The following is a 22584-nucleotide window of genomic DNA, read 5'->3' on the forward strand; positions in this document are numbered from 1 at the left end:
GAAGAAGATGCTGATCGCATCCTACGATATGGAGATTGGCGGCGTCGAGCGAAGTCTGGCTGCTCTGCTGGAGCACCTGGACTATGAACGGTTCGATGTCGATCTGATGCTCTATCGCCACCAGGGGGAATTAATGGATTTGATTCCTGATCGGGTGAATCTGCTGAAGGAAGATCCGGCGTACGCCACCTTCCGGCACTCCGTCAAGGACATCCTCCGCAGCGGCCGTTTCCGTATTGCCGGAGGAAGGCTGCTGGCCAGATTCCGCGGCGAATATGTACGGCGCAGAACCGGGATCGCGGAACCGGGCTATTATCAGATGCAGCTGATGTGGAAGCATACGCTTCCCTATCTGCCGTCCTTGGACAAGCGGTATGATGTTGCGGTCAGCTATTTATGGCCGCATGATTTTGTAGCCGAGAAGGTGGAGGCCGACCTTAAATTGGCCTGGATTCATACGGATTACTCCACCATCTTCACCGACCGCGTCCTCGATTATGAGCGGTGGAGCCGGTTTGACCGGATTGTCGCCGTATCGGAGGCGTGCCGGGACGCTTTTCTGGTCCGCTATCCCGAACTTGCCTCCCGGGTTGGGGTAATGGAGAATCTCTGCTCTCCGGACTCGATCCGGAAGCTGGCAGCGGAACCGGTGCCGAACCCGGTCCGGGAGGACGCCGGCTTCAAGCTGGTTACGGTGGGCAGGCTCTCCTCCGCCAAGGGCATTGATCTTGCGGTCGAGGCCCTCCGGCTGCTGCGCAGCCGGGGATATGACGACATCCGGTGGTATGTCGTCGGGTACGGAGGGGAAGAGCCCGCCATCCGCGGGCTGGTGGAACAGCACGGCCTTGCCGATTCCTTCTTTCTGCTCGGCAAGCAGGTGAATCCTTATCCGTATATGGCAGCCTGCGATCTATATGTTCAGCCGTCCCGCTATGAAGGCAAGGCCGTTGCGATTACAGAAGCGCAGATTCTCGGCAAGCCGGTACTGATTACCCGCTATCCGACAGCGGCCAGCCAAATCCGGAACGAAGAAGACGGTCTTATTGTGGAGCTGTCCCCGGAAGGCGTCGCGGAAGGGATTGAGCGGCTTTACCGGGATGCGCTGCTGCGGAACCGTCTGGCGGAGAACGGCGGGCTGGGAGATCACAGCGGCAGCGGCCAATTGGAGGCGCTGTACGGCTTCTTGAATCTGGAGGTGGAGGCGCGATGAGCCCTGCCGTGAGTGTAGTTGTTCCCGTCTACAATGCGGCCTCCCGGCTGAGCGCGTGTGTGGAATCGCTGCTTGGGCAGACGCTTGGGGAATGCGAGTTTATCTTCGTCAATGACGGTTCCTCCGACGGGAGCGGAAGCATCCTGGACGCTTATCAATCAAGGGACCCTCGGGTCCGGGTTATCCATCAGGAGAACCGCGGGGTCAGCGAAGCGCGCAATGCCGGAATTCAGGCGTGCTCCGGCTCCTATGTCGGATTTGTGGATGCGGACGATACCGTGGAAGCGGATATGTTCGAGCAGCTGTACCGGACGGCTGCCGCCGAGTCCTGCGATGTCGTGATCTGCAACTACGAGAGCGAGACGGGGGTCCACAAGCAGATCACCCGGTATCCGTTTCCTTCCGGCCGGGTGCTTCTCCGGGAAGAGCTGGACCGGGAGATTCTGCCCTATTACATAAGCGATGAAGACTGCAATTCCGTATGCAATAAGCTGTTTCTCCGGTCAATGATTGAGAAGCATTCACTCCGGTTTCCGCAAGGAGTGGATTTGGGCGAGGACGGAATATTCAATGTACGGTTTCTTCTGAAAGCCGAACGCGCCTTCTATCTCGATTATACCGGCTATCATTATTTGGACAATCCGGGAAGCGCCACCCGGAATATCGCGGGCAAGGACTATTTCCGCAAGGCGTTGGAGCGGTTCGAGGCGCCTCTGCCGGAAGGCTTCGAGGCCCGGGTGGGCGGAACGGATATCCGCCGGCTCCGCTCGGTCCGGTTCATCCGGACGGCGGCGTCCCTGGTTCACATGTATATGGAGCCGGCCCGGGACATGAGCCTCCGCCGCCGGATGGCCTACTTGAGAAAGATGCTGAATCATCCCGGGCTGCGCACGGCTTTTCCCGATTACTACAAGGAAGAATATCCGTCGCTTGGCACCTATCAGCGGGCCGTTATCGACGCCATGAGCCGAAGAAGACTGGGACGCCTGTATCTGCTAACCGCTTACAGCCGCATCCGAAACCGTTAGAAGGGGGAAACAACCAAGTGAAGATTATGATGTTCGCTCATAATGGCAGCGAGAACCGGGGCTGCGAGGCGATTGTAAGATCCTCCGCCGGCCTGATCAAAGAGAGAATCAGCGGAGCCAAGATTTACCTGGCCTCCGAGAAGCCGGAGAGCGATGCGGGAATTCCCGCGCTGGACGGCATCTATGACGGCTCCAAGCGGCCGCTGACGAAGCCTTCGTTCGATTGGCTCGTCTCTTCGGTCCTGTTCAAGCTGTTCAAGGACGAATCCTACGGACTGGGACGCATCGAGCGCAACCTGATCCGCCGCATTCCCGATACGGACGTGTGCCTCTCGATCGGCGGCGACAATTACTGCTACGGGGAACAGCCGGGCTGGTATGAAGTGGACCGCCGGATCAAGCGTCAAGGCAAGAAGCTTGTGCTGTGGGGCTGTTCCATCGGCGAGGAGGATATGTCCGAACGGAAGCTGGAGGACCTGCGGCAGTTCGACCTGATCTTGGCCCGGGAGACGCTGACCTACGATATGCTGCGGGGCCAAGGACTGAACAATGTCCGGCTGTGCGCGGACCCGGCGTTCACCATGACCAAGGAGGAGCTTCCGCTTCCCGAAGGATGGCAGGAGGGGAACACCGTAGGGCTCAACTTCAGCCCGCTGGTCAGCGGCCGCAACCGGCGGTCGGGTGAGGCGGTTCATGCGCTGATCCGCCATATCCTGGACAAGACGGACATGACGATTGCGCTTACGCCCCATGTCATGGTGGAAGGCAACAACGACTACGAGCTGCTGAAGAGCTTCCATGAGCAATACCGGGATACCGGCCGGGTCCTTCTGCTCCCGGGCAATCTTACCGCAGTGCAGTACAAGGGCTATATCGCCCGGATGCGGTTTTTTGTAGGCGCCCGGACCCACGCCACCATCGCCGCCTATTCGAACTTTGTGCCGACGCTTGTTCTGGGCTACAGCGTCAAGTCCAAGGGAATTGCCAAGGATCTGTTCGGGGAAGAGAAGCTCGTTCTCGGCATTGACCAGATTTCGGACGGGGATGTGCTGATCTCCAAATTCAGCGAGATGATGCAGGAAGAAGGCGAAATCCGCAAGACGCTCATGCTGGCCATTCCGCGCATTCAGGAGCTTTCTTATAAGGCGGCGGACTATTTAAGGGAACTGGCATGAGGCGGCTATGAAGACCAAACTTCTTTTTGTCATCCCCAGTCTGACTTCCGGAGGCGGAGAACGCAGTCTGATCAACTTGCTCAGCCAGATTGATTACGGCGTCTATGACGTCGATCTGTTCCTGATCAATCCCCGAGGCCTGTTCATGGAATTCATCCCTCCCGAGGTGCGGGTGCTGCCCCGGCCGAAGTCTCTGGAACGCTATATGCGGCACCTGCCACGGGCGGTTGCCGGTCTTGCAGCCAGAGGGCGCTTCGGCCTCGCTCTTCGCCGGATTCTCTTCAGCCTGGCGAACCGGGCAGCGGGCAATGATTCGGTTAAAGAGCAGCGGGCCTGGCGGCATCTGGCTCCCGCTTTTCCGGAACTGGCCGGCTCCTACGACGCTGCCGTCGGGTTTCTGGAGAAGACTTCGATTTATTACTGTGTGGAGAAGGTGAAGGCCCGGGTTAAAGTCGGCTGGATTCACAACGACTATGACGAGCTCGGAATGGACCCGGAGCTGGACCGGCCGTATTTCGAACGCCTTCAGCATCTGGTGACCGTGTCCGAGGAGTGCGCGAGCAAGCTGGAGCAGCGTTTTCCCGAGAAGAGCGGCCGGATTCATATCCTTTATAATATTGTCTCTCCCCGGGCGATCCGGCGGCTGGCCGGCCAGCCGCTGCCGGACGCGGACGTCACCGGGTTCCAAGGCAGGAAGGGGGAAGCGGTGCGTCTCCTCTCCATCGGACGTCTGCATCCGCAGAAAGCGTTCGAGCTTGCCATTGAGGCGTGCCGGCTGCTGCGGGACCGGGGCTACGAGATTCACTGGGACGTTATCGGCGAGGGCGAGGAGCGGAACGCGCTGACCGCGCAGATCGAGGCCTGCGGGCTGCAGGACCGCTTTCGGCTGCTCGGACTGCGCTCCAATCCCTATCCGTACATTCAGGCTGCGGATATCTATGTGCAGACTTCGCGGTTTGAGGGCAAGTCCATTGCGATTGACGAGGCCAAAATCTTGAACAAGCCGATTGTCGTGACCGATTTCAGCACCGCCGTCGATCAGATTGCGAACGAGACGGACGGTCTTATTGTCGGCATGAACCCGGAAGCGGTTGCCGCCGGCATCGCCCGGCTGATCGACGATCCTGCCCTGCGCGAACGCCTCTCGGCGAACCTGGCCGGGCAAGACCTGGGGACCGAGAACGAAATCTACAAGTTCTATAATCTGCTGGCATCGAGGTGACAGGAAATGCCCCGAAAAACAAAGCTGCTGTTCGTGCTGAACAGCCTGGTCTGCGGCGGTGCGGAGAAATCGCTGATTTCTCTCCTGCAGGTGCTGGATGAATCCAAGTACGAGGTCGACCTTCTGCTGCTTCGGCACCAGGGCATCTTCATGGATCAGATTCCGCCCTATGTGCGGCTTTTGAAGGAACCGAGGAATTACCAGCTGTTCGATATGCCAATCCGAAGCGCTCTGCGGCGCTGTGTGAGTCAAGGCCGGCCCGGTCTTGCGCTGGCCCGTGTACAGGCGGGACGGCTGTTCCGCCGGGAGGGCAATCCCGGAGTCCGGGAGCAGCGTCTCTGGACGTATGCGGGACAGGCGCTGGAGAAGCTGCCGGGAGAGTACGATGCGGCCATCGGATTCATGGAGAACGCCCCGCTCTACTATGTCATCGAGAAGACCAAGGCGGCGCGCAAGATCGGGTTCATTCACAACGACTATGATCATCTGGGCGGCGATCCGGCATTCGACGAGCCGTATTTCGAGCGACTGGATGCGCTGGTTACCGTCTCGGACAAATGCGGAGACATCCTTCGGGAGCGGTTCCCGAAGCTGAGCGGGAAGGTACGGGTGATTCACAACGTGGTATCGCCTGCCCTGATCCGAACCTTGTCGGAGGAAGCGGCCGATTGGGGCGGCACGGGACAGCGGGAGATCAAGCTGCTGACGATCGGAAGGCTGACCCGGCAAAAAGGGCTCGACTACGCGCTTGCGGCATGCCGTCTGCTGATAGAGCGCTATCCCGGACTGTGCTGGTACGTTGCCGGGGAAGGCGAAGAGCGGGCCGCGCTGGAGGCCGAGATTGCCGGCAGCGGGCTTCAGAAGCACTTCATCCTGCTCGGGCTTCGCGCCAATCCGTATCCCTATATGCGCGAGGCGGATATCTATGTACAGCCCTCGCGGTTCGAAGGCAAGTCGATCGCGATCGACGAGGCCAAAATTCTGGGCAAGCCGATTGTCGTCACCGACTTTCCGACGGCGGCCGATCAGATTCGGGACGGCGTGAACGGCCGTATCGTAGCGATGAATGCCGCGGCGCTGGCCGAAGGCATCGTCGAATTGCTGGAATACCCGGAGCGGGCCCGCCGCTTCCGTGAACATCTCGGCTCGGAAGAGCTCGGGACCGAGTCGGAGATTCAGAAGCTGATGCAATTAATTGAAGCCCATACGGCTTAACCCGGAGAAAGGAAGAGCTTCTTCATGGCTGTTCAGATTGTGCTCGCTGTTTTGCTGCTGTGCCTTCTTGCAGTTCTGGCTGTGGATGGCATTCCCCTTGCCCTCAAGTGGCTCTCCCGCATTCATATTGGCCGTTATCCGGACCGCGGGATCTGGAACCGACAGATTGTGGCCGTTGGCAGACAATGGCTGCGGCGCACCCCTTCCATACCGGTAACGGACCAGACCCGTCTCATTGCGCTTGATATGCTGCGGGGCCGTTATTCCAAAGCCTCGATTCAGCACTGGCAGGAAGCGGCGCTGCTTCTGGGATTGATCGAGCAGATGGAGAACGTTCCGTCGGCCGAGGACGCCCTGGCCGTCGAAACCCGATTGGCGGCATACTTCCGCCCGGATGGAGGCTGGAGGGAAGCGCCGAAGCTTGTGGACGGGGCCATTCTGGCTTATGCGCTGATGAAGGCTCCGTCCTTTGATGCCGGTAAGTACCGGCAGGCGATGGATGGGGTCTGGGAAATGATTCAGAATCATCTGGGAGAAGACGGGACCGTCAAATACCGCAATGGCATGCCGGACTATCGCTATGTGGATACCATCGGCTTCATCTGCCCGTTCCTGGTCCGTTACGGCCTGCTGTACGGCAGGCCGGAATGTCTGGAGCTGGCCGTCCGCCAGATTACAGAGTTTGAACGCCGCGGCATGCTCGCGGACAGTCCCGTTCCCTTCCACGCCTATTCGGTCAAGGAAGGGCATCTGCTCGGGCTCCAGGGCTGGGGGCGAGGGATCGCCTGGTATGCCATCGGCCTGATGGATGCCTGGAAGGAGCTCCCCGGGGATCATCCGGGCAAGGAGCGGCTGCAGCAGGCGATTCTGCATGTGGTTCCGGCTGTTCTCAAGCTTCAGGGAAGCGGAGGACAGTGGAACTGGAGCGCCACCCGGCCGGAAGCAAGAGCCGATTCGTCGGCCACGGCCGTGCTCGGCTGGTTCCTGCTGGAAGCGTCGGCGATCGATAGCATCGCTGCCGAATGCAGGGCCGCGGCTGAAGCGGCCGCAGGGTATCTCATGAAGATGACCCGGCGCAGCGGGGTGGTCGATTTTTCACAAGGGGATACCAAAGATATTGGCGTCTATTCCGTTCTGTTCGAACGCCTCCCGTTCACCCAGGGCTTCAGCATTCGCCTCTCGGCCCGGCTGGCCCGGCGGACTTCATCGTAGAAAGAAGGACATTATGCTCTCCTATGTTTTATGGACTCTCCCGTTTGACGCGGTGTGCCTGCTCGCAGTCTTCTTTCAAATGAGACGGATCGGCAAGCCGATCGAGACGTACAGATGGTCCATTCAAGTACACCGGGCGGACGCGCCGCTGGCCTCATCCGCCCGCCTTTCCATCCGCAGAGACCCGTCTCTGCGTCCGGAGGATGTAACCGACGTTTATGCAGAGACGGTGGCCGACCCTTTTTTACTGGTGGATGACAACCTGACTTATCTCTTCTTCGAAGTCTACAATGTCGTTACGGAGAAGGGAGAGATCGGCGTTGCCCGAAGCCGGGACGGAGAGGACTGGACGTATGACCGGATCGCGCTCGCCGAGCCGTTCCATCTTTCTTATCCGCAGGTCTTCAAAAGCGGGTCCGCGTATTACATGATCCCGGAGTCCGTCGCCGACCATCGGGTGCTTTTATACAGAGCCCGGAATTTCCCCTATGATTGGGAAGTGGAGAAGGTGCTGCTGGAAGGCGATTACGTGGATTCTTCCCTCTTTCAGTACGGAGGGCGCTGGTGGATGTTCAGCGGGTCGCATCAGGGAACGCATCTGTTCTTGGCGGATGCTCTGGACGGAGAGTGGAAGGAACACCCCCAGAGTCCCATTCTCCGGGACACCATGAACAACGCCCGGCCGGCAGGGAGAGTTCTGGTTCATGAAGGCCGGATCTACCGGTATGCCCAGCACGGAGAGCCGTATTACGGGCATTCGGCGTACCGGTTCCGGATTACCGAGCTGACGGAGCAGAGTTACCGGGAAGAAGCGGGCGAACTTGTACTGGAAGGCGGAGCAGCGCCGTGGAACCGGGCCGGCATGCATCATCTGGACCAGCAGCAGCTGGATTCCGGGGAGTGGCTGATCGCTGCCGACGGACACTCCATCAGGGTGACGCCGTATCTGAAGTGGCGTATCCGCCGACTCCGGCTTCGTCTCTATGTCAGATGGGGCGGACGTCCGTCAAGACGCCGCGCCATACGCCCCCGTTCCGGCGGGATGGGAGGAAGCCGTGCCGGCAAGTGATGATTTGAAATGAGGCGGGAATCAAGATGAGAGTCAGAAATTCGATGATCAATATCATAACGGGGATTGGCAACCAGTTGGTGATTACGCTCTTGAGCTTTATCTCCAGAACCGTCTTCATCAACAGCCTCGGGATTGAATACCTGGGCGTCAACGGCCTCTTTACGAACATTCTGACTATGCTGACGCTGTCGGAAGCCGGAATCGGAGCCAGCATCATGTACAGCCTGTACAAGCCCGTAGCGGACAATGACCGGGACAAAATCAAGCGGCTGATGCGGCTCTACCGCAACGCCTATATGGTGATTGCGCTGGTCGTTACGCTTCTCGGTTTGTCGATCCTGCCGTTTCTGGGTACCATCGTCAAAGACTCCGGCGTGGAGCATCTGCATGCCATCTATCTGATCTTTCTGCTGAATACCGTTGCCCCTTACTTCTTCTCCTACAAGAACGCCTACCTGAGCGTGAACCAGAAGAATTACATTGTCACCGCGGCGTTCTCGGTCAATTCCATTCTCTCTACCGGCCTCAAGATCGGTATTCTGTATTTCACCTCCAACTATATTCTGTTCCTGATCGTGGACAGCTTCATGACCATTGTCACTTCCGCGGTGCTGAACCGGATTGCGAACCGGAAATACCCCTATCTCAAAGAGAAGGCCGACGGCCCTCTGGACCCCGAGACCAAGGGGGGGATCATCCGCAACGTCAAGGCGATCATTTTGCAGAATATCGGAGGCTTTCTTGTCCTGGAGACAGAGAGCATTATCATCTCTACTTTTGTCAGCATAGCGGCGGTCGGGTTATACTCGAATTACAAGATGCTGATCGATATTGCCCGCACCCTGATCAACCAGGTCTTTCAGAACCTGTATCACAGCGTCGGCAATTTGGTATCCAGCGAATCCAGGGAGAAGGTATACCGCATCTACCGGGTCATGTGGATGGTCAATTTCTGGCTCTACTCGCTGCTGTCGATCGTTCTCTTCGTGGTTGTCGGCCCCTTTATCAGCGCCTGGATCGGCGACCGCTATCTCCTGCCGACCTATGTGCTGGGCCTGCTGCTGCTGCTGTTCATGGAACGCGGCATGCGCAACTCCGTCAGCACGGTCAAGACCACGGCGGGCATCTTTCACGAAGATCGGTTCGTTCCGCTCGGACAGGCGGCAGTCGGGCTGACCATCTCGATTGTCCTGGTGCAGCGGATCGGGATTGCGGGCGTCTTCACCGGGTCGCTGATCGGCGCGCTGGCCATGCCGTTCTGGACGACGCCTTATCTGGTGTATACCAGAGTGTTCCATCTGCCGGTTATCCGGTATTTCCGCAGCTATCTGGCCTACCTGGGCATCGGCGGGGCCGCGCTGGCAGCCGCCTGGTTCGGAACGCAGTGGCTGCCGGTCGGCGGATTTGCCGGCGTTGCGCTAAAGGGCGCGTTGTCGTTTGTCATGGTCAATTTGATCTATGGCTTGTGCTTCTGCAAGACAGAGGAATTCGCTTACCTGGTTCAGATCGCCAGAGGAATGTGGAACCGGATAGGCGGAAGATGGAGACCGTTACCTAACAGGGAGGCGTAGCTAACATGGCAATCTTGATTACGGGCGGAGCCGGATACATCGGCAGCCACACGGCAGTGCAGCTGCTTGAAGCCGGATATGAAATTGTGATAGTGGATAATTTCTCGAACAGTCATCCGGAGGCGGTGCGCCGGATCGGGGAAATCGCCGGGAGAGCGTTTGCGTTCTACGAAATGGACCTGCTGGACCGGGAGCGTCTGGAGGAGGTCTTCTCCAATCATTCGATCGAGGCAGTGATTCACTTCGCCGGACTGAAGGCGGTGGGCGAATCGGTTCGGCTGCCGCTGCTCTACTACCGGACCAACCTCCTCAGCACGGTTACGCTCTGCGAAGTTATGGCGCAGTATGGCGTCTTCCGCCTGGTCTTCAGCTCTTCGGCCACGGTGTACGGCAATCCGAGCCGGGTGCCGATTACCGAAGAGGCCGAGCTCGGCGCGACCAATCCGTACGGACGGACCAAGCTGATGATCGAAGAGATTCTGCGCGACCTTTATATCTCCGACCCGCGCTGGTCCATTTCCCTGCTTCGCTACTTCAATCCGATCGGCTCCCACAAGAGCGGGCGGATCGGGGAAGACCCGAACGGAATTCCCAACAATCTCATGCCTTACATCTCCCAGGTGGCGGTCGGGAAGCTGGAGAGAGTCTCGGTCTTCGGCAGTGACTACGATACGCCGGACGGAACGGGGGTGCGGGATTACATTCATGTGATGGACTTGGCCGACGGTCATCTGAAGGCGCTGGAGCGTCTGAGTGACCGCACGGGAGTAGAGGCCTACAATCTCGGAACGGGGCAGGGGTACAGCGTGCTGGAGATGATTGCCGCATTTGAAGCGGCTACCGGCACTTCCATTCCCTATGCCATCGGCGAGCGCCGGCCCGGCGATATTGCGGCCTGTTACGCCGATCCCGCCAAGGCAGCAAGCGAGCTGAACTGGCAGGCCCGGCGGAGCGTCTATGAAATGTGCGAGGACACCTGGCGCTGGCAAAAGAACAACCCGAACGGCTACCGCGGCAGCGGGAGCGCTGCGGTCCGCGGATAGCAAGGAGCGAGGCGGCAGGAGAGCGCCCTCTCGATTCAAGCGCCTCCCGGTTCAGGGACCCCAAGTCCCGCAAGTCCCGCATGCCCCGCGAAACCCCAAGACCAACAAGGCGCCTCCCGGCATTTGCCGGAGGCGCCTTGTTGGTCTTGAAGCGGTGCTTGCCAGAAGCGGAAGCGGCGGAACAGGAGCCTGCGGGCTACCCTCTTCTCAGCTTCCACTTGTTGTATTCCAGAAACTCCCGGAACTGAACCTTGCTGATGCCGGATATCATCGCTTCATGCACCAGATCCGTCCACTCATGGTCCATATCATGGCTCTTGTCGAAGGAGCGCTCCGACTGAAGGAACTCCTCGGCCGAGATTCCAAGCACGCCCCCGACTTTCTCCAGGAATTGAATGGAAGGGTTCTGCTGGATGCCGCGCTCGATGGAGCTGAGATAGGACTTGGCAACTCCCGCTTTCTCGGACAGTTCCGTCAGGGAGTAATTCTTCTTCTTGCGAAGCTGCTGAATTCGTTCACCGATCATCGCTGACCTCCTACCTTATGATTTAGCCGTATGGGCATACTTGTCCACGGTAACGAACCGGTCCATGACCTCGGCTCCCGATACATAATAAGGACCGCTGCGCAGCCAGGCATGCGCGATCAGCCGTCCCTGCTCGTCCTTGCCCGTGCCCAAATACAGAGTGCTGGGAATCCCCCGGCGGGCAAGCATCTTCATGCAGGCAATGGCCCGAACCAGGCATTTGCTCTCCCAGGGAGTATAGCGGCCCGTGACCAGTACGGCCTTGGCAATTTCGCGTACGACAGGGATCTGTTCAGGAGCGAGGGAAGCGTCGGATTCCATCCAGCGTTCTCCGAGCGAGGGCGCCACCTTGGCGAATTTGAACAGAATCAGCACCCGGGCCAAGGCAAGTCTGACAAAAGCCTCGGCGTACAGGAGCTGAAGCCTCGGTCCAAGGCGGAGCAGCGCCAGAAGCCGGCGAGCCGCGCGTCTCATTGGGGGCCGTCGATCCGGATCAGACCTTCGCTCAGCAGATGCTGAAGGAAGGGCATGACGTCCTGCTCGCAGATTTCGGCATCGATTTCATAGATCTCCTGAAGGGAGACAATCAGGGCCTGAACCGTTCGGGGGGATTCAATCAGACTCCAGATATCCCCGCCGACTTGGCCGAGATTGTAGTATTTGCCCTGCTCCAGATTAAACATTACCTTCTCTCCGTCCATATCGCTGACGACATTGCCTTCGCACTGTACGACAACGGTTTCGGGAGATAGCGCCGTATTTTTGCTCATCCGAATATTCTCCTTAGATTATCAGTTTCAGATGTTCTTATGAAAGAACAGGACCGCTACCAGGAAGAAATATGCAACGGACACGTCAGGAAACACGTTCTTAATAAAGAACATTGGTTCTGTCCTAAAATTACACTTCTTTCGGTTCATTGTCAACCTACTTAAGAGGGTAACGAGGGGGTAGGGGAGGAGTAGAGTGCCCATATTTTAGCGGATTTGACCTGAATGGATAGATATGATATATAAAAAAGTAGAAAAGGTTAGCACTCTTGATAATCGAGTGCTAACAGCAGTCATTTTATTGCAGAAAGGGAGAGCCCATTTCATGGCCAAAAAGCAATTCCAAGCCGAATCGAAGCGCCTGCTGGAGATGATGATCAACTCCATCTATACGCAGCGCGAGATCTTCCTGCGCGAACTGATCTCCAACGCCAGCGATGCCATCGACAAGATCTACTACAAGGCGCTGACCGACGAGTCGCTCGTCTTCAACAAGGATGATTACTTCATTAAGATTTCCGCCGACAAGGACAACCGCATCCTGACGATTACCGATACGGGAATCGGCATGACGCAGGAGGAACTGGAGAACAACCTCGGCGTCATCGCCAAGAGCGGCTCGCTGGCGTTCAAGAGCGAGAACGAGGCCAAGGACGGGCACAACATCATCGGCCAGTTCGGTGTCGGCTTCTACTCCGCCTTCATGGTCGCCGACCATGTGGCGGTAACCAGCCGCGCGCTGGGATCGTCCGAAGCGTTCCGCTGGGAATCCGACGGAGCGGACGGCTATACGATTGAACCGGCGGAGAAGGATGCGACCGGAACCGAAATCGTCCTCAAGATCAAGGCCAATACGGAAGACGACAATTACGACGAGTTCCTGGAGGAATACCGCCTCAAATCCATCGTCAAGAAATACTCCGACTTCATTCGGTATCCGATCAAGATGGACGTGACTCGCAGCGCCTTGAAAGAAGGCACGGAGGACGAGTACGAGCAGAAGACCGAAGAGCAGACGGTCAACAGCATGGTGCCGATCTGGCGGAAGAACAAGAGCGAACTGACCGATGCCGACTACGAGAACTTCTATCAGGAGAAGCGCTACGGATTCGACAAGCCGCTGAAGCACGTCCATATCAGCGCAGACGGCGCGGTGGTCTATAATGCCATCCTGTTCATCCCGGAGAGCACGCCGTTTGATTACTACACCAAGGAATATGAGAAGGGTCTGGAGCTCTACTCCAACGGGGTTCTCATCATGAGCAAGTGCGGCGACCTGCTGCCCGATTATTTCAGCTTCGTGAAGGGCATGGTCGATTCCGAGGATCTGTCGCTCAATATTTCGCGCGAAATGCTGCAGCATGACCGCCAGCTCAGCCTGATTGCGAAGAATATCAAGAACAAGATCAAGAGCGCTCTCCAGAGCTTGCTGAAGGACGAACGCGACAAGTATGAACAGTTCTATAAGGCGTTCGGCCGGCAGCTCAAGTTCGGCGTCTATAACGACTACGGCATGAACAAGGATGTGCTGCAGGATCTCCTGCTGTTCCATTCTTCCAAGGAGAACAAGCTGGTCACCCTGGACGAGTACGTCTCCCGCATGCCGGAAGACCAGAAATACATTTATTACGCCTCCGGCGAATCCATCGAACGGATTGAGAAGCTGCCGCAGACGGAGCTGGTAGCGGACAAGGGCTACGAAATCCTGTACTTCACCGACGACATCGACGAGTTCGCGATCAAGATGCTGATGAGCTACAAGGAGAAGGAGTTCCGTTCGGTATCGAGCAGCGACTTGGGCCTGGAAGCGGAAGACGGCGACAAGGCGGGCGAAGAGAGCGGCGGCGAGAACCAGGAGCTTTTCGAAGAGATGAAGAGCATCCTGGGCGGCAAAGTGAAGAACGTCAAAGCGTCCAAACGGCTTAAATCCTACCCGGTCTGCCTCTCCACCGAGGGAGAGCTGACAATTGAGATGGAGAAAACGCTGCGCGCCATGCCCAACAGCGGCGACATTCAGGCCGAGAAAGTACTGGAGATCAATGTGGGCCACGAGGTGTTCCAGTCGCTGAAGGAAGCGAGCGGCAAGGACAAGGAGAAGCTGGCGCTCTACACCAAGCTGCTGTATAACCAGGCGCTGCTGATCGAAGGCCTGCCGGTAAGCGATCCGGTTGAATTTACGAACGATATTTGCAAAATCATGGTCTGACGCCTTCCGTCAGACCCGGTTTCATCGAAACGGCGCGGTGCCCGCACAACGGGTCCCGCGCCGTTTTGCCGTCCCGGCACTTCCGCTCCGCTGAAGCGCCGCTCTCTGATTCTTCGCTCTTCTCGATTGTCTGGGCCGTCCCGTACGGACCTGACGAAGTGGAAGGGATGCGGGACCGGTGCCGGGTGGCGTTAGAGGATTATGAGGGTTTCACCCGGACCGTTCCGCGCTGGTGGGAAGAATCTTGAGTCCGGTGGGGGCCTGGGTTACAATGGAATAGCGATACTGCGTTGATGAGCCGGTTCACCGGCCTGTCCAGACTGACGATAGAAGGGGACTAACCGTTTTGAATAAGGAAGAAATGAACCTGCAACATCCCAATGAAGAAGAGAACGCCTCCGCGGCAAGCGACGGGCTTCCGGCCCATTATGCCGAACTGAAGAAGGCTGCCGGACGGTCCGCCGACTGGAGAGCCCGCCTCGCCGCAGTTGAAGAGCTTGGACATTACCCGCACCGTCAAGTAACCGATATTCTCAAGCGTCTGCTGGAGAACGACCCTGTCTACACCGTACAGGAAGCTGCCTACCGTCAGTTGAAGACGTTCGGCGAGCAGGTCTCTCCGCCTTCCAAGAACCGGCACGAGCCGTTCCGGGGCGTAAGCAAGATTGCGCTCCGGATCAAGAAGAGCCTTCCGCGTGAGCATACGTATGAGGAATTCCGGGACAAATTCCGCAAGATGCGGATTGACGTGTACGACGCTTTCGAAGGGGAGAAAGGCGAAGCCTTTGACGAATGGCTGCGCGGCGTTTGGTCCAACGCCAAGTAACAGGACTGTAGCAGGGGTTTATCTGATGTACGAGCTTTCCGCATGAGTCGGAAGGCTCGTTTTCTTATGTCGAATTTCGTACGTTTATGTAGGATTTGCGGTATACTGCCGATATAGGAAGTAAGACAAGCCCTCAGTTCGGGCTTCACACTGAAGTTGGCGGAGGAACAGCCCATGCGGTTATCCATCAGATTGAAACTATACATGAGTTTTGCTATCATTATCGCGCTGTTTCTGACGACTACGGTCGTGTCCAACCTTTTAACTAACCGGATTGTCCGGCTGACCGACAGCATCCTGCAGTCGGAGGTGAGACTGGAGGTCGTTCAGCGCATCAATCTGTTCGCCCGAACCGTCAACGACAACGGGGCGCACTACATGCTTGCTCCGATGAGCAGCGAACGGGATTTTGAATCCCGGTTCAAAGCCAGCGTGTCTTACCTGGAAGACGAGATCGACAAGCTCGACAAGCTGACCCAGGATGAGCGAAGCCGGGAACAGATTGAAGATTTCCGCCGGAAATGGTCGGCCTATCTGAAGGTCAAATGGAACATTATCGACCAGAAGGAGCAGGGACAAGTCGGAGCGGCTCAGGTACAATATACACGGAACAGCTTTGACCCGGTCGCCTTTGCGCTCCATGCCTTCTCCAAGGAAGAGCAGGAACGAATCGACGGCTACCGGAGCACCATTGAACGCAGCGTCCGGCTGAACCGCACGCTGACGTACTCGGCGGCTTCAGCGGCTATTGTGCTGTCCCTGGTCGTCGCGTTCGTCCTGTCGAACTGGATGGTCCGCCGGATCGACCGGCTGAAGTCCTCCGCCCAGACTGTAGCGAGGGGAAATCTTGATGTGCCGCCGCTGCATTTTCAAGGTAAAGACGAGCTGCGCGATCTTGCGGAAGCCTTCAACAGCATGACCGGCTCGCTGCGATCGGTGGTTGATTCCAACCAGCTTCTGCAGCAGCTGTCCGAACGGGACGGATTGACCGGAATCGCCAACCGGCGCCGGTATGACAGCGGATTGGCCCAGGAGTGGGAACGGCTGGTTCGGGAGGGGGGAGAACTTTCATTGGTGCTGTGCGACATTGACTACTTCAAAAGGTTTAATGATTATTACGGCCATCAGGAAGGCGACCGTTGTCTTCGTCTTGTAGCGGGCGTTATCCAGGAAGCCGCCCATGACAGGGGGGCGCTGGCTGCGCGGTATGGCGGCGAGGAGTTTGTCGTGCTCATGCCGGATTCCTCGCTGGATGACGCGCTTGGCATGGCGGAGCGCATTCGGGAAGGCATTGACGCGCTTCGCCTGCCGCATCGCGCCTCCAGAGTCGGAGAGACGGTGACCCTGAGCCTCGGCGTAGCCCATGCCGTTCCCTCTTCCGGAGAACCGCCCGAAGAGCTGCTGAAACGGGCGGACGGAGCTCTGTACGAAGCCAAGGAGGCCGGCCGTAACCGCATCGGAATGTCCGGGACGGAGAGGAGCAATCCGTGATGCGCACAGACCTGCTCACTCGGTTCGGCCGCCTTGTCGCTCCGCTGCTCAAGCCGGCGGCAGCCTGCTCGGCGCTGCTCCTCTTGCTGTCCTGTTCGGGCACGCAGGGCGGGGACGAGCCCGTATTCCTGACCTTCTGGACGACATCGGACGACGAAGAGACGGCTTTTCTTCGGGAGAAGATCGACCTCTTCCAGAAAGAACATCCGGATATCAGAGTGACGCTGTTCAAGCGTCCGTTCCCTGCCGCGACCAATGAATTCAAGACCGCCATTCTGGGCGATCAAGCCGTCGATATCTTCCGGGCCGACAACACCTGGATTCCCGGCTACGCCAGTCTGGACATCGTCTATCCGCTGGATTCGCTGATCACTTCCTCCGAGCGCTCCGGCTTTCTGGGTTCCGCGCTGCAGGCAGCGATGTATCAGGGCAAGCTCTACGGACTGCCGTCTGTGGTTGAAGTGCCCGCTCTGCTCTACAACAAACGCCTTCTGGCCGAAGCCGGCTACGAACAGCCGCCGAAGACCATGGAGGAGCTCAAGAAAGCCGCTGCGGCGGCCACAAAAGACGGGCACTACGGGTTGTATGTATCCGAGGACTCCTATTTTGCCCTCCCTTATTTGTGGGCGTTCGGCGGCGGCATGATCGGAACGAGAGGCGAGATATCCATCGATTCGGCTCCTTCCAGACAAGGCCTGTCCTTTATGGGGGAGCTGATGCGGATGGGCGTAACCCAGCCGTATTCCGACTTCAACAACGGCTACAACACCATGATCGACGACTTCAAAAAGGGCAAATCCGCCATGATCATCACCGGTCCCTGGGCTGTCGGAGATGTGCTGAAGGGCCGCGAGTTCGCCGGAGCGGCCGACAGCCTGGGCGTTGCCCCTATCCCTTCGGGCCCGGGAGGCCAAGGATCGCCGGTGGGCGGACAGACGCTGGTCATCAACCGTTACACCCAGCATCCGCGGGAGAGCTATGAACTGATTTCGTATTTAACGAGCGCAGAGATTCAGGCGGAGCAGAGCCGGCGGCTGCGTACCTTGCCGACCCAGGCGGCAGCCTATCTGGACGAGGAACTGTCTGAAGATGACATTGTACAGGGCTTTCGCCTGCAGATGGACACCGCCCGCGCGCTTCCGGCCATTCCGGAAGTATCGGATCTTTTTCTGGACTTCACATCGAACCTGAACGTCATGCTTCTGGGGAGACTGAGCGTGGAAGAAGGGACAGACCGGATTGCGAATGACTGGCGGTCTCTGCTGCAAATTCCATCAGAATGAAGAGGGGGCGTCATGAGAAGAAGAATACGGAACTCCGGCAAAATCTTGCTGACGCTTGTCCTGCTCACCTTGCTGGCCGGCTGTGTCCAGTCCGGCGGGGAGATGACGGTGCACCGGGACGGAAGCATCGACATGAAACTGAGCGTTGTCATGGACGACCGGACCCGTTCCCTGCTGGGAAGCCGGGGAGAGGCGGCTATCGACGAGCTGTTGGCCGAGGGAGGACCGCCTTTTGTCAAGAATGAAGAAGACGGCCGGTTGGGTTACAACCTAAGCCGCTCCTACGATTCCTTTACGGATTTCCGCAACGCGGTCCGGGAACAAATGAACTCCGCCGTCTTTGCCGATGCCGGGGATTGGGTAGACGTCTCCGTACAGAAGAAGAACCGCTGGTTCTATTCGGTCTATTCGGTCCGGATTGCCGTGAAGCCGGAGGCTTACATGGATCGGGCGGAAGCGAAGCTGGACAGTCTGGGAAGAACGGGGGCGATGGCCAAGCTGCTGCTGCGCCGGTTTGTGTTTGATTTCAGGCTGAACCTGCCTTTTGATCTGGCAGGGGCCAATAATGCGGATGAGGACCGGGGACGAAGCCTGGTCTGGCATATTCGTCCCGTTGACCCGCAGCCGGTGGAGATGGAGATCCGGGTGCCGAACCCGGCTCGGATAGCAGGAGCGGCAGGTGCCGTACTGCTTCTTGGAGCGGGAGGCGTTGTCTGGCTATGGCGTAAGCGCAGGAAATCACGTAAGAACAAATGAATGCGTAAGAACAAATGAATGCGCAAGAATAAGCGACTGTGTAATTATAGGTGACACGTAATTCGTTGAAGTTCCTCTTTGTGATTCAACACAAGCATGTCAGCTCCGGTTTTCTGTTTTTCACAATCCTTTTCAGTTGGTATGACGTTATAATTATTGACATGAAGGGCCAGAGGAGAGGAGAGATTGGACATGATTATCGGAATTCCCAAAGAGATCAAGAACAACGAGAATCGGGTTGCCATTACACCGGCGGGTGTCGTTACTTTGGTGCAGGCGGGGCATCGCGTGCTGGTAGAGGTCGGCGCTGGCCTGGGCAGCGGTTTTCGCGATGAAGAATATGAACAGGCGGGAGCAGCGCTTGTCCGGGATGCGGCGGAGGTCTGGAGCGCGGCTGAAATGATTATGAAGGTCAAGGAGCCGCTTGAGAAGGAATATGCCTATTTCCGACCGGGACTGCTCTTGTTCACCTATCTTCACCTGGCGCCCGAGCCGGCACTGGCGGCCGCTCTTCAGCAGAAAGGCGTGGCTGCGGTTGCCTACGAGACGGTTACCGACGGCCGCTCCCTGCCGCTTCTGACTCCAATGAGCGAAGTGGCGGGCCGAATGGCCGTTCAGCTCGGCGCCCAATTCCTCCAGCGCAATCATGGCGGACAGGGCATTCTCCTCTCGGGAGTGCCGGGAGTCAGCCGCGGCAAAGTGAGCATAATCGGCGGCGGAGTCGTAGGAACGAATGCCGCCAAACTGGCTGTCGGCCTGGGGGCTGGCGTTACCATTGTCGATGTCAGCGCCGATCGTCTCCGGCAGCTTGACGATATCTTCGGTACGCAGATTCATACGCTGATGTCGAATCCGTTCAACATTGCCCGTGCCGTTGCCGAAGCGGATCTGCTGATCGGAGCGGTCCTGATTCCGGGTGCAAAAGCGCCTAAGCTGGTCACCGAAGAGATGGTGCGGTCCATGAAGTCCGGTTCGGTTATAGTCGACGTCGCTATCGACCAGGGCGGCATCGTCGAAACCATCGACCGGGTCACTACCCACGATCATCCGGTCTTCGAGAAGCACGGAGTCCTGCATTACTCGGTAGCCAACATGCCGGGGGCCGTTCCGAAGACATCAACACTGGCGTTGACGAATGTCACCGTGCCGTATGCGCTGCAGATTGCGAACAAAGGTCTTGCGGCAGCTCTGCGGGAGAATTCGGGTCTAAGGGACGGTCTCAACATTGCAGGCGGGGCCGTGACCTGCGAGGCGGTCGCCAAAGCGCTCAGCCAGCCTTATGTGCCGGCGGAAGAGGCGCTCTCCCGCACTTTTGTGGCCCGATAGGCACATCGAAGAATAGGAGATGGGACAGCCGGCGCGCCGGTTGTCCTTTTTTTGCTTCCGTGGAGAATCCCGCCTGCGTTCCATAGTATAATAGACCTCAAACCTGATCAGGAGTTGGCGTCCATGGAACATTCCTTTGACCGTGCGTTTGACAGCCTGGAATCGCTGGCCGATGCGCTTGGCGATAGTCTCCAGGCCCAGGTAACGATAGAGGACGAGAACCACCATGTCATCGGCTACAGCTCCCATCGCTTCGAGAGTGACCCGGCCCGGATTTCTACCATTATCGGCAAAAAAGTCCCCTCCGCCGTCATCGCAGGACTCCGGCAGCAAGGGATTCTGCAGGCGCTTGAGAACGCCGCCGGCCCGCTTCGCATACCGGCCCTCCCCGAAGTCGGCCTTGGCCCGAGGTTGGCCGTTTGCCTCAAGCACCGCGGAGAAGTGCTGGGTTATATCTGGGTGGTGGATACCGGCGATTTGAAGCTCGGCCTGGCCGAAGCAATTGTGGAGCAGGCCGCCAGGAGCGCAGGGCGCTACCTGCTGAAGCAGCGCGGATGGAAGGCCAGGCAGGAGAAGACCCAAGAGGACTTTTTCTGGAAGCTGCTGACCTCGTATTACGAGACCGAATCCTCCATTGCCCGGGATGCCGAAGCCCTCTCCATCCTGCTCCCCGGAGCTTACCATATCGGCGTGTTTGAGTGCGGCCGAAGAGTCGACGAGAATGTCCAGCTTCGCTTTCGGCAGGCCTTTGCGGCGGAGAACAAAATCCGCCTGCTCTTTCAGACCTGCGAGCACGAGCGGATCATTGCGCTCTTCTCATTCGCCGGCTGGCGGGGGGGTCCCTTGGGACGGGCCGAACTGCTTCGCCAGCTTGTCGAGCGAGCCGGCGGCGAAGGCGGCAGCCGTTCCGCGGGTTGCAGCATGGAGACCCGGGAATACCGTCAGGCGGGGGCGGCCTACCGGGAAGCGAAGGCCGTGCTTGAGCTGCGGCGCCTTTTTCCCTACCACGCTCGCAGCCTGCTGCTCTACGAGGATGCCGGCTTTCTCCGGCATCTCCCGGATATTATGGAGATCAAGCGGTCGGGCACGCGGCCGAGCCCGTTTTTGCAGCCGCTGCTGGACCATGATGAAGAGCATAAAAGCGAACTGCTGCGGACGCTTGCCGTGTATCTCTCGCTCGATAGTCATCTGAAGGAGTCGGCGGCCTATTTGCATATACACACGAACACCTTGATGTACCGATTGAACCGGATTGCCGAAATCGCCGGCGTTTCGCTCAAGAACGCCCACTACCGGACATCGGTATATATTGACCTGCTGACGGAGCAGACGGAGCGGGTGAACATGTGGCTGGCTGCGCACCCGGATCTGGGGTAATCATATAGAAGGAGACAACGCGGATGTGGATGATAAGTGCTTGTCTGGCCGGAGAGGAATGCCGCTATGACGGCAGACATGGACGCATCGATACGATAGCTCGGTTGGTGCGGGAAGGAAAGGCGATTCAGGTCTGTCCGGAAGTGCTGGGCGGATTATCGACGCCGCGAGAGCCCGCCGAGATTATAGGCGGGACCGGTGAGGATGTGCTGGCGGGACGCGCCCGGGTAATGAACCGTGCGGGCGAGGATGTGACGGAGGCTTTTATTCAAGGTGCGAAGCAGACGCTGGAGCAAGCCCGGCGAATGGGGATCACCAAAGCGCTTCTCAAGCAGAACAGTCCTTCATGCGGCAGTAAGCGGATTTATGACGGACAGTTCGCCGGCGTACGGGTTCCGGGAGAGGGCGTCACAGTTGCTCTTCTGCGTCAAGCCGGAATTAAAGTCTACTCCGAAGACGAGTGGGTTGAGGTCATAGGCGGAGAAGACTGAAGAGGAAAGGGGAGACCCGAAAGCACCTGCTCGGAGTCTTCCCTGGAATAGAGGCGGACACGCAACCTACTTATTGGTGCTGTGCTGTTTATTCGGGAGCCGGTTGCCGGGACTTCCTTTACCCTGATGTTCCTGATTTTTACGCTCTTTGTTCTGCTGCTCGTGCAGCTTGTCAACGAACTCGCGAGTGTTATCCATAAGATCTCCTCCTGTCTGAATCAAAGGCTGGATTTAAGGTTCCCGAGAGAAACAGAAGTCATGCGAAGTTTATTTTAAAATAAGCTTGCATGAGAAATGAATGTATGGTATATTCTAATTCCGGCCAAGAAATACAGGCTATCGAGTGGTACAAGCTCGATACAGAGATTGAAAAATAAAGCTTGCATCTTCAAACCGGACATGCTATACTATAAGAGTTGCTGGCGAGTTATTAACCAGTAACGCCGAGTTTGATCTTTGAAAACTGAACAACGAGTGAGTATTAATCGAGAGTAACATCTCGTCAGATTCATCTTATGAGCAAGTCAAACGAACTTGTTCGTCCGAAAGGATCGGCTCAGCCGAGATTGATACCTTTCAGACGTTCAGCTCGACGAAGGTCGAGCCTTTTATGGAGAGTTTGATCCTGGCTCAGGACGAACGCTGGCGGCGTGCCTAATACATGCAAGTCGAGCGGATTCATTCAGAGAGCTTGCTCTTTGGATGAGTTAGCGGCGGACGGGTGAGTAACACGTAGGCAACCTGCCCTTCGGACCGGGATAACTACCGGAAACGGTAGCTAATA

21 protein-coding genes and 1 rRNA gene are annotated in these 22584 nt (G+C 57.7%); 18 read left to right on the top strand and 4 right to left on the bottom strand.

Annotation, left to right across the window (positions count from 1 at the left end):
• Positions 1 to 28 precede the first annotated feature (28 nt).
• The 9 genes from RBI05_RS11885 to galE are packed head-to-tail and all read left to right on the top strand — an operon-like array spanning position 29 to position 10748.
• Positions 29 to 1210 carry a glycosyltransferase gene (locus RBI05_RS11885; RefSeq protein WP_408638328.1) on the top strand — a complete coding sequence of 394 codons (1182 nt, stop codon included), beginning with the start codon at positions 29 to 31 and terminating at the stop codon, positions 1208 to 1210.
• Positions 1207 to 2238: a glycosyltransferase gene (locus RBI05_RS11890; protein ID WP_310551270.1), complete on the top strand. Its 1032-nt coding sequence runs from the start codon at positions 1207 to 1209 to the stop codon at positions 2236 to 2238. The genes RBI05_RS11885 and RBI05_RS11890 overlap by 4 nt, the downstream gene beginning before the upstream one ends.
• Before the next feature lie 17 nt (positions 2239 to 2255).
• Positions 2256 to 3413 carry a polysaccharide pyruvyl transferase family protein gene (locus tag RBI05_RS11895; protein WP_310551271.1) on the top strand — a complete coding sequence of 386 codons (1158 nt, stop codon included), beginning with the start codon at positions 2256 to 2258 and terminating at the stop codon, positions 3411 to 3413.
• A gap of 7 nt (positions 3414 to 3420) precedes the next feature.
• Positions 3421 to 4635 (top strand): glycosyltransferase, encoded by a 1215-nt coding sequence (locus RBI05_RS11900; protein ID WP_310551272.1) that lies wholly within the window; start codon positions 3421 to 3423, stop codon positions 4633 to 4635.
• Between the two features lie 6 nt (positions 4636 to 4641).
• Complete coding sequence (locus tag RBI05_RS11905) at positions 4642 to 5850, top strand: glycosyltransferase (protein ID WP_150459553.1); 1209 nt, start codon at positions 4642 to 4644, stop codon at positions 5848 to 5850.
• Positions 5851 to 5874: 24 nt separating this feature from the next.
• Positions 5875 to 7062: a glycoside hydrolase family 88 protein gene (locus RBI05_RS11910; RefSeq protein WP_310551273.1), complete on the top strand. Its 1188-nt coding sequence runs from the start codon at positions 5875 to 5877 to the stop codon at positions 7060 to 7062.
• 13 nt (positions 7063 to 7075) lie between these two features.
• Positions 7076 to 8131 (top strand): glucosamine inositolphosphorylceramide transferase family protein, encoded by a 1056-nt coding sequence (locus RBI05_RS11915; protein WP_310551274.1) that lies wholly within the window; start codon positions 7076 to 7078, stop codon positions 8129 to 8131.
• A gap of 26 nt (positions 8132 to 8157) precedes the next feature.
• Positions 8158 to 9705 (top strand): lipopolysaccharide biosynthesis protein, encoded by a 1548-nt coding sequence (locus tag RBI05_RS11920; protein ID WP_150459550.1) that lies wholly within the window; start codon positions 8158 to 8160, stop codon positions 9703 to 9705.
• Positions 9706 to 9710: 5 nt separating this feature from the next.
• Positions 9711 to 10748, top strand: a complete 1038-nt coding sequence (galE, locus tag RBI05_RS11925; protein ID WP_150459549.1) for a UDP-glucose 4-epimerase GalE — start codon at positions 9711 to 9713, stop codon at positions 10746 to 10748.
• A gap of 196 nt (positions 10749 to 10944) precedes the next feature.
• Here galE and RBI05_RS11930 read toward each other — a convergent pair whose 3' ends face one another.
• The 3 genes from RBI05_RS11930 to RBI05_RS11940 are packed head-to-tail and all read right to left on the bottom strand — an operon-like array spanning position 10945 to position 12044.
• Positions 10945 to 11274 (bottom strand): helix-turn-helix domain-containing protein, encoded by a 330-nt coding sequence (locus RBI05_RS11930; RefSeq protein ID WP_150459548.1) that lies wholly within the window; start codon positions 11272 to 11274, stop codon positions 10945 to 10947.
• Positions 11275 to 11289: 15 nt separating this feature from the next.
• Positions 11290 to 11748, bottom strand: coding sequence for a lasso peptide biosynthesis B2 protein (locus tag RBI05_RS11935; RefSeq protein ID WP_310551275.1), 459 nt, complete (start codon positions 11746 to 11748; stop codon positions 11290 to 11292).
• Positions 11745 to 12044, bottom strand: coding sequence for a lasso peptide biosynthesis PqqD family chaperone (locus tag RBI05_RS11940; protein WP_150459546.1), 300 nt, complete (start codon positions 12042 to 12044; stop codon positions 11745 to 11747). Before RBI05_RS11940 ends, RBI05_RS11935 begins: the two co-directional genes overlap by 4 nt.
• 325 nt (positions 12045 to 12369) lie before the next feature.
• On the opposite strand from RBI05_RS11940, the gene htpG reads away from it, so the two are divergent.
• The 8 genes from htpG (at position 12370) to RBI05_RS11980 (ending at position 21800) form a co-directional block, all read left to right on the top strand.
• On the top strand, positions 12370 to 14250 hold the full coding sequence (gene htpG, locus RBI05_RS11945) for a molecular chaperone HtpG (protein WP_310551276.1): 1881 nt from the start codon (positions 12370 to 12372) through the stop codon (positions 14248 to 14250).
• A gap of 361 nt (positions 14251 to 14611) precedes the next feature.
• Positions 14612 to 15076, top strand: coding sequence for a HEAT repeat domain-containing protein (locus RBI05_RS11950; protein ID WP_310551277.1), 465 nt, complete (start codon positions 14612 to 14614; stop codon positions 15074 to 15076).
• Between the two features lie 174 nt (positions 15077 to 15250).
• Positions 15251 to 16567 (top strand): GGDEF domain-containing protein, encoded by a 1317-nt coding sequence (locus RBI05_RS11955; RefSeq protein WP_310551278.1) that lies wholly within the window; start codon positions 15251 to 15253, stop codon positions 16565 to 16567.
• On the top strand, positions 16567 to 17850 hold the full coding sequence (locus RBI05_RS11960) for an extracellular solute-binding protein (protein WP_310551279.1): 1284 nt from the start codon (positions 16567 to 16569) through the stop codon (positions 17848 to 17850). The genes RBI05_RS11955 and RBI05_RS11960 overlap by 1 nt, the downstream gene beginning before the upstream one ends.
• A 12-nt stretch (positions 17851 to 17862) precedes the next feature.
• Entirely contained in the window at positions 17863 to 18606 is a 744-nt protein-coding gene (locus tag RBI05_RS11965) for a hypothetical protein (RefSeq protein ID WP_150459542.1), read from the top strand.
• 192 nt (positions 18607 to 18798) lie between these two features.
• Entirely contained in the window at positions 18799 to 19932 is a 1134-nt protein-coding gene (gene ald / locus RBI05_RS11970; RefSeq protein ID WP_310551280.1) for an alanine dehydrogenase, read from the top strand.
• Between the two features lie 123 nt (positions 19933 to 20055).
• On the top strand, positions 20056 to 21309 hold the full coding sequence (locus RBI05_RS11975) for a PucR family transcriptional regulator (protein WP_310551281.1): 1254 nt from the start codon (positions 20056 to 20058) through the stop codon (positions 21307 to 21309).
• A 23-nt stretch (positions 21310 to 21332) separates the two neighbouring features.
• Positions 21333 to 21800 (top strand): DUF523 domain-containing protein, encoded by a 468-nt coding sequence (locus tag RBI05_RS11980; RefSeq protein ID WP_310551282.1) that lies wholly within the window; start codon positions 21333 to 21335, stop codon positions 21798 to 21800.
• A gap of 66 nt (positions 21801 to 21866) precedes the next feature.
• Here the strand turns inward: RBI05_RS11980 and RBI05_RS11985 are convergent, their stop codons facing one another.
• Positions 21867 to 21998, bottom strand: coding sequence for a DUF4023 domain-containing protein (locus RBI05_RS11985; protein ID WP_150459538.1), 132 nt, complete (start codon positions 21996 to 21998; stop codon positions 21867 to 21869).
• A gap of 409 nt (positions 21999 to 22407) precedes the next feature.
• On the opposite strand from RBI05_RS11985, the gene RBI05_RS11990 reads away from it, so the two are divergent.
• Positions 22408 to 22584, top strand: a 16S ribosomal RNA gene (locus RBI05_RS11990); the annotation flags it as partial.

The sequence above is a fragment of the Paenibacillus glufosinatiresistens genome (assembly GCF_031470375.1).
In the GTDB taxonomy this organism is placed as follows: Bacteria; Bacillota; Bacilli; order Paenibacillales; family Paenibacillaceae; genus Paenibacillus_AQ; species Paenibacillus_AQ glufosinatiresistens.